The organism is Pseudoalteromonas sp. H105 (assembly GCF_001469215.1).
In the GTDB taxonomy this organism is placed as follows: Bacteria; Pseudomonadota; Gammaproteobacteria; order Enterobacterales; family Alteromonadaceae; genus Pseudoalteromonas.
Genome location: NZ_LOFH01000003.1, coordinates 410,720 through 418,658, shown reverse-complemented (window position 1 = coordinate 418,658; position 7,939 = coordinate 410,720). Strand labels below are relative to the sequence as shown.

5 protein-coding genes and 1 pseudogene are annotated in these 7,939 nt (G+C 39.0%); 1 reads left to right on the top strand and 5 read right to left on the bottom strand.

Annotated features, from left to right (window positions below; all coding sequences use genetic code 11):
- The 5 genes and pseudogenes from ATS75_RS08045 to ATS75_RS08025 form a co-directional block, all read right to left on the bottom strand.
- Positions 1 to 1,373: transposase (locus ATS75_RS08045; RefSeq protein ID WP_058559923.1), on the bottom strand; the 1,373-nt coding region annotated here is incomplete at its 3' end.
- 159 nt (positions 1,374 to 1,532) lie between these two features.
- Positions 1,533 to 2,363: a hypothetical protein gene (locus ATS75_RS08040; protein WP_058559922.1), complete on the bottom strand. Its 831-nt coding sequence runs from the start codon at positions 2,361 to 2,363 to the stop codon at positions 1,533 to 1,535.
- 268 nt (positions 2,364 to 2,631) lie between these two features.
- Positions 2,632 to 3,051 carry a hypothetical protein gene (locus ATS75_RS08035; protein ID WP_058559921.1) on the bottom strand — a complete coding sequence of 140 codons (420 nt, stop codon included), beginning with the start codon at positions 3,049 to 3,051 and terminating at the stop codon, positions 2,632 to 2,634.
- A gap of 335 nt (positions 3,052 to 3,386) precedes the next feature.
- Positions 3,387 to 3,751: pseudogene (locus ATS75_RS08030) on the bottom strand (DUF4112 domain-containing protein).
- A 44-nt stretch (positions 3,752 to 3,795) separates the two neighbouring features.
- Complete coding sequence (locus ATS75_RS08025) at positions 3,796 to 5,796, bottom strand: winged helix-turn-helix domain-containing protein (RefSeq protein ID WP_235591151.1); 2,001 nt, start codon at positions 5,794 to 5,796, stop codon at positions 3,796 to 3,798.
- 129 nt (positions 5,797 to 5,925) lie between these two features.
- Between ATS75_RS08025 and ATS75_RS08020 the strand changes: the two genes are divergently transcribed.
- The gene (locus tag ATS75_RS08020; RefSeq protein ID WP_058559920.1) at positions 5,926 to 7,926 is read left to right on the top strand and encodes a fused MFS/spermidine synthase; all 2,001 of its coding nucleotides are present in this window, start codon (positions 5,926 to 5,928) and stop codon (positions 7,924 to 7,926) included.
- Positions 7,927 to 7,939 lie beyond the last annotated feature (13 nt).

Here is a 7,939-nt window from a genome sequence, read left to right as displayed (position 1 = left end):
CGTCGCCCCATTGGGCTGTCTATTTTGACCTTCATTTTGTCGATGTAGCTTAGCTTTTTGCGTGATTCATTATTTTTAAACTGTACTTGCCGCCCTGTTTTTATCGGTGGCTTTCGCATGCATTGCTGTTGTAGTGGGCATACTTTGCAATCTTTCAAGTAACCGCAAAATCGGGTGTATTGTTGGTTATGGCTGTTTACATTAACACCACTTCGCCACATGGCATTGCCTGCGGGGCAGCGGCAGGTTTGCGTTGATTCATCATAGTGGAAGTCATCTGAGGTGAATAACCGTGGCTTGCCTTTACTGCGTTTTAGTCGGCGCTTTTCTTGCTCTGTTTCATAGGTTTCACTGTCTTTAAACAGTGGATTGCGTTTTCTAAACTGATTATCCGCTATGTAACTATCAAAGCCACTTTGCGCCATGTATTTAAGGTTTGCTTCGCTGTTAAACCCACTGTCTGCGGTGAACTTAATAGTGTGTTCGTCTGTGATTTTATCGGGGTTTAATTTATCAAGTTGTCGATTTAATTGCTCAACGGCTGGCTGGAGTGTTTGCTGTTCGCCCACCGACCCCCACGCGTGTGCTTGCAGGATGATTTGGTGTTTATCGTCATTTATCGCAATACCATTGTAGCCTTGAATGGTGCCTTTGGAGGTCGTCATTTTTGCGCTGTCTGGGTCGGTGATATTACTTTTTACTGGCTTGCCTTTACTGCCTGTTTTCTCTTCGTGAGTAGCTAAGAATGCGGTGATTTTATCTGCACTTTTATCGAGCTTTTCTTTTTGCTTTAAATCTTGAGTTATAAGCTCTTCGCTCAGGCTATCGTGTGCTTGATGGCGTTCAATGATGCGTTTACTTGCGCGCTCTAGTTTTACTTTTTTACGGCCTAGCTCATCGAATGTACCGCTCCACTCCTTGCTCGCATTCGACTTTAATTTACACCCATCAATGGCAAACATGTTGCGGCCTATCAAGCCTTCCTCATCACATATCATCAGCACTTGCGTAAAAAGCGGCTCAATCTGTTCATGCATTTTAGCCACAAAACCCGCTATTGATGTGTAATGCGGCTGAATATCTCCCGACACACTCATGAACAGAATATTGTTCTCACAGGCCTTGGCTATTCGGCGACTACTAATTAACCCATGCGCATAACCGAGTAAAATAATCTTTAACATCACCGTGGGCGGATACGCCGCTGCACCCGTTTTATCGTTGTTATACCACGCGTCAAAGCCCGACAAGTCGAGTTTATTTTCGACAATATAACAAAGGGCATACTCAAAGGTGCCAGGCAAAATTTGCTCAGAGAAATTGATAGGAATGAATTTATTTTGGCAGGATAAGTCAGGCTTGTAGTTGGCCATAACAATTTACCGTGGGTGAATAATATCTATTAGATCACAGTCACCCTGTGGTTTCAAGGTTAAAAAACAATCAATTTTAAATAGTAGGATATGTTTCTAAAAAGAGTAATTCTACAGCCTCAACGCCGCATTCAGCGGCTTGTCCGCTGTAATGCTTTGTTAAACGTTGCCAGAAGCAACGTCACGAATAAATTGAACACCTTCTTCGGTCAAAAGATATTCTCCATCTAATGCTCCTCCTCTGCGTAAATCTTTGACGTAGACTCTAGGAAGCTCTTCTTTAATTAACTGCCAGTTATTGCATATTTCCTCGTCGGAAGCAGATTCAAAGTCATCTATACCCAATAAATCAACCACCTTCCTTTGTGTATGCTTAACCGCTCTAACCAGAATACCGTTGATCGTGGCTTCAGAGTCATCAGCATCTCTTAGCTTATGCTGAAGTCTTCTCATTTCGCGCTGTGCTTTAATTAGCTTTATTTCACTATCATTAATTCGTGAAAAAAGCTCCTGTTTCTCTTCTTCTTGTAAGTTAGCGCGGTTGGCAAGTTCATTTAGAAGCTCATTTTTCTCAGATTTCAACTTTAATACTTCGGCTTTCTCGTCTTCTACTTTCTCTCTCGTTTTCCCGAGATCAAGTGGTAATTTATCAAACTTATCTCTTAAACCGGTGTAACCTTGATCTAAATGGCGCAGCTGTTCGCTAAACCCAGACTCCATTCTACCAAGAAGCTCTGAGTTGTCTTTTGTGAACTTATACATGTTGTCATAGAACATATTGCTTACTTCATTTGCTTTTACGAAAAAAGCCACTGACAAGCCAATAGCAAATAAAGCCAATAGTATGGCCAAAAGATCGCTAGTCTTTATATTCTCAAAGGTAAATGAAAAGTCTGCCGATATGGCTTTCCACGCGACAATGACGATTAAAGCTATAACAGCTAAGTCCTTAATCGTTCCCGTGGAAATTCTAATTTCAGGCTTCTTCATGTTTATCCTTTTATACGTTTAACGAGACTGTAGAATAACTCCAACAGCCAAATTCAATTAAAAAACGAGCTCCTGTAATTAACTCTAAGCGTTTTTAAAGCATTAGGTAATGCATTTGGAACCCATAAAACGGGCTAATTTTCTTTAAAAAGAGTAATTCTACAGCCTCAACGTCTCAATCAGAGGCAAAAATCAGTTGGTTAAAATTAGCGACGCAGGAGCAAAACCAACTGTTTTTTGTCCTGCTGAATTGACTTGTTAGGTGTACTTACACGTTTTGCGTATACGGCTTTATACCAATTAATTCTGAAACACCTGATCCCGAGTTTAAAGAAACTTTGATTGAGGATACAAATGCATCCAATGATAAAGCTTCAAATTGAACAGTAAATTTTGCAACACATTCGCGGTCATTTGACACAGAGACTAATACAGCCATATGACCAGCAGAATCGAAGCAATGGAATTTAAGCTCACAATGACCATAAGTTGAGTCAGCGTCACCAACTTCAAAGGTTACTTCATCTGAGTTAGATTTAGGAAAAACTGATAATTGTTCAGCTAGTTTTTCCAACATTTGAGCATTTATATATTGCTCCGTTTCTCCAGCGAAAGTTTCATTGCACGCCTTTACCCATATTTTCGAAGGGTCATTCCGTAAAAACTCGATCTCTAATCTGGGCTGCATCTGCTTGTACACCTAACAATTTAATAGTGCGCTCATCGCGCATATTTCTGCCGACACTACGCTCATTTTTCTACATTATATAGTTTTAACAAATAACCTAAGGTATTACTATCACTAAGTTTTCTAAAACTTTAAAGAAAAGTTAAATAGAACAATATGCGCTCGGCGCTCATTTTCATGAATATATGCGCAAAGAGCAGTTTAACCAATCTATTAACGACGATATTTAGCCAGTATCAATGACCGATTATCGCTCATGGCTGTCTGTCAGATGAAGTCTAAACCTATTCACTTAATCTGTAAGCTCAGATATGAGCTAGTACAAAGCTACAAATTTATAAATCTTCTATCTTACTTCGCTCATGAAGATAACGCTTTAAAAGCTGAGTATTGCGGGTATTTGCTTTAAAAAAAGCATCAAAAATGTCACCAAAAAACGGGATTAAACCGTAAAATCAACTAGCATATTTATAATTATGCGCAGCTTAACGCCCCAGCCAACCCCTAAGCGTTGTGCTTCAAAAAGCACATAAGTTGATAAGGCTAAGCCCGCGATGTCCCCTACACCTGGCAAAATTCCTATCAATGCTTCTATACCAAACTTAAACTTTGTAAAAGGGATACCTATACTGCTGTCGGTAAATCGGCTAAACCTTTCTAAGCGTTTTAACGTTGCTTGGTGCTCATTGTTCGTCTTCATAACAACCTCATCATAAGTTAACGCCTACTCACTTGCCGGAGTTTTTAGTTTAAGCGCACTAAAGTACGTGTTCTTTTAGGCTCTGTTAAATAAAGAAATTGCTGAAAATCATGGGATGCATTTATTAGCATTTTCCCATCATCTTTGCCATTAAATATGGTTTTATTACTCCCTGATTTAAAATCTATTTCATTCATCTCATAACCGTCTTTATCTGCAAGGGTGACTGTCATCATTGTAGCTCCGGCGCTCAAACCGATGATCTCTTTTGTAGGTGATTGCCAAACAGTTTCAAGCGCTTTGTTTTTGTTCAATCTAAACACTTGTTTTTCATTGGAAAAGTAAACCTGATCCTGATCATCAATATCCATTGCGTAACATGCCAAGCGTTCTCCTGAGCCTGTATAAGGTGTTAGCTCAAGCGTCTCTAAATCAAATTTAGCGGGATGAAAAGTAACCCCGTCTGCAGCGCGATAAGAAACTAAAATAGCGTCTTCGTGGTGATACATTTCTCGCAGATAAAATGAATGGTAGGCGTGAGGAATACTTTCAAAACTCCCTTCTTTTATATTAACTCTAAAAAGAGTATTTTTACTGGCAGTGATCACTTCTTTACCGTCTTTTGACCAGACTATGCCAAATAATTCTTCATTGTTTGGGTTAGAAAAAATCAGCGTTTGCGTGCCATTTTCATATAAAAATAATTGTTTTGTACCAAACCGATGAGATTCAAATACAAATTTAGACGAATCAGGGGAGTACACAGGTAAAAAGTCGACCGATGAGGTATCTACAAGTGTTTCAAATTGCGTTGGCGCTTGACGAGTTGAACGAGTGATATCCACATCAACCTTAACTAATTCCATTAAAATATCGTTACCTGACAACGAGAAATGCGCGTCTCTAATAATGTGGTAATTATTAAACGCCAACTTTTTTAGTTGCCCCTGTAAGTTTAATAACTGGAGTTCATGTTTATTACTAATCAATAATTGGTGTTCATCGGGGTGCCAGCTCAAACCTTGCACTGAGTCTTCAACAACCGCTAATGTTTTTGTTGTGCTTGTTTTAATGTCGAACACATCAACTCTGTATTTATTTTGCCCTGCCTCAGAGGCAAGCGCAATAAACTGCTGACTTGGTGATAGTGCCTGCAACTTCATCCAATCCTGTCCTGCGGATGACTTGATAACACGTTTTTCTTGCGTTGTTAAATCAATTGCACTTAGTTGAGTATGGTTATCGCTTTGGCGTTTCTCAATAAAATAAATATGGTTGTCACTGGCCCACTCTAACTGCTGGCTCGTCACTTTAAAGTCTTTAAAAGTATAGATTTCTCTGTAGTTTGCAGGTTGTAATGTCAGTTTGTCTAAGGTGAAATACCCCAATGTTTGGGTATCTTTCTGGTGCACAAATACGATTTCACTGTCGTCGCTACTCCATCCAAGACTGTGATACGTTGACTGTTTTTGGGTTAACCTAATTTCTTTTCCTGAGCGTAAGTTTTTTAACCAGATAGCTTGGTTTGACTTATCACCACGCACAAAGGCTACATACTCACCATTATGTGATAAAGAAATACTAGATTCATTTTCTTCACTCGAAGAAATAGGCATCAATTTAGTAAAGTGTGTTTTTACTTGCGGTGTATCAGGGTAAAGCCAACTTACAATCCCAATCAACATGACGATTAAAATAGCCAACGCTGGCAAGTATAGACGTTTGGGTTTATTTAACTGCGGCTCAGCTACTTCGAGGCTGTACCCGCGCTTTGGGTGAGTAATAATATAACGTGGATTTTTTGAATCTTCATTCAATGCTTTTCTTAGCAATGCAATACAGCGCTGCACATAGCTTGGGCTGAATGTCGCATTTGGCCATACGGCAGAAAAAATTTGTTCCTGGCTAACCACAGTACCCCGATGAGAATACAAATATTGCAGTACATCCATGACTTTAGGTTCAACGACTTGCTCTGTATCAGCTGATGATATTTTACATCGACTGACATCTATAGCGAATTCCCCTATTACAAACTTGCCCACTGGCTACTCCAATAAATTATTATAAATCATATATTAAGGTTTTCTTAAGAGAAACTCTAGGCTAATTCCATTGCTGCTTGATCTGTTACCCGCAATGCTGCTCACATGATTCATTAATAATTAATATCCATGCTTCGTATCTTATTCTTATTAACCATTTTTGTTAGCGCATTTTTGCTATTTCAAATTCAACCTATGCTATCTAAAGAGCTGTTACCACGATTTGGAGGCGGCGCATCAGTGTGGTCAGCCAGTCTATTTTTTTATCAAACTGTTTTATTACTTGGTTACTTTTACGCACACTTTTTAAGTCGCTATTCACTAAAAAAACAAATGGTAATCCATATTTCGCTGGTTGTTGTAGCGAGCTTAATTAGCCTAAACAAATTCTACGTTAATTTAGATTTAGCCCCTAACTGGTCAGTTATGGCAAACTTACTAAATCAAATTGGCTTAGTGTTTATGTTGCTAAGCGCCACAAGTGTACTTATGCAACGATGGTACATAGAGCGTGGTAAAAATGCAGTGCCCTACCATTGGTATTCGGTTTCTAATCTTGGCTCTTTATTAGCCTTAATAAGCTACCCACTCGTATTTGAGGTGTTTTTTTCACTGCCGCAACAAAAAAATTACTGGCAAATAGGGCTGCTTACCTACTGCATACTATTAATTTGTTTAGCATATAAACTATTAGGCAAAAGCAGCAAAGAAAATAACTCATCGCTACCACACGTACAAACCATTCTAAAAAAGCCCAATATGCTTTGGCTTATTTTATCCGCAACAAGCTCAATAATGCTAATTGCAACCACACAAATGATCAGCACCAACATTCCACCAATGCCACTTGTATGGGTGGTGCCACTTGCTATCTATTTAGGTAGTTTTAGTTATACGTTTGCCAATAAAAACAACTATAACCGTTCTATTTGGGTATATGCTTTTATATTCAGCGCGTTTGCAGGTCTAATAATGTACTTCTTAGGCAGTCAGTTTAATGCTATCGCACAAATTATTATTTATAGCTTTATATTATTGAGTGGCTGCATGATTTGCCACGGAGAACTTAGGCAACTCGCACCTCCTGGTACATTACTCACACACTTTTATTTGTTTATTGCTTTAGGCGGCGCACTTGGCAGTTTATTTACAACGTTACTTGCTCCGCTGCTGTTTGAACAAATCACCGAGTATATCGTCGCTTTAGCAGTGCTGCTTATTCTTATTAGTTACATTCATCTGACTCAATTTAAAAAAATAAATACGATATTGCTCAGTGCGACAGCTTTGTGGTGTGGCTGCTATTTAGTGCTTTATTCTAGTTTTAATCAATATAACGTTGCATCGCAGAGGAATTTTTATGGTTACCTAACAGTAAAAGATATCAATACCCCTGAGCTTGCGCAAAGACGCTTAATTGATGGTACCACAGTGCATGGTTCGCAACCCTTGCATGGTAAAGATGCACTCGCTAGCAGTTATTATCATCAACATACAGGCGTCGCTAAGTCGTTGGCGATACTTAAAAGCCAAGAAAAGCTTAACATGGGCGTCGTGGGGTTAGGTGCAGGGGTTTTAGCTAGCCTCGCTGATAAGCACGATACTGTGCATTTTTATGAGTTAAATCCCGCGGTTTATACAATGGCAAATAGGTATTTTGATTACCTTAAAAACAGCCCTGCCAAAGTAAATGTCACCATTGGTGATGGCAGAGTCGCATTAGCAAACGAGTTTAAACGTAATGCACCTTTAATGAATGCATTAGTCATAGATGCATTTTCAAGTGACGTCATTCCCGCCCATCTATTAACTCAAGAAGCGTTTGAGCTGTACTGGCAACGATTAAGTGAAAACGGTATTTTAATCATCCATATATCAAATAACCATATAGATTTACTACCAGTGATCCAAGCGCATAGTACTTACTTTGATAAAGCATTAATAAAGTTTAAGCACAGTGCAAATAAATTAACTGCATTAGACTCTGAATGGGTTGTATTAACCAGCAACCAACGGTTTTTAGATGCTACTGAAATCAGTGAATTATCGCCAATAAAATCCTACCCAGACTCTCAGTTAGTACACTGGACGGATCAAAAAAATAGCTCATTATCCCTAATAAAACTTTAAAACTAGGGGCAAC